Genomic DNA, 259 nt, shown 5'->3' with positions numbered 1-259 from the left:
GCCCCGGCCGGATCACACCTGGGTGATGGACTTCACCTATTGCCGCACCTGGGCGGGCTGGGTCTACGTCGCCTTCATCGTCGATGTCTACTCGCAACGCATCGTGGCCTGGCACGCACAGACCACCAAGCACGTCGAGCTGGTGATGATCCCGCTGCGCATGGCCCTCTGGGAACGAGCGCGTGATGGGCACCCGGTCCAGCCCGAGCAGCTGCGGGCACATTCGGACGCCGGGTCTCAATACGTCTCGCTGGCCTAC

The 259-nt window shown here is 65.6% G+C and carries 1 protein-coding gene; it reads left to right on the top strand.

Annotated features, from left to right (window positions below):
- Positions 1 to 259, top strand: a 259-nt coding sequence (locus MIC448_RS15070; protein WP_036301610.1) for a DDE-type integrase/transposase/recombinase, incomplete at both ends; no start/stop codon positions are given.

This window comes from Microbacterium sp. C448, from assembly GCF_000582705.2.
Lineage (GTDB): Bacteria > Actinomycetota > Actinomycetes > Actinomycetales > Microbacteriaceae > Microbacterium > Microbacterium lacus_A.
Note: the sequence above shows the minus strand (reverse complement) of the source record. Positions and strands in the feature narration are given on the sequence as shown.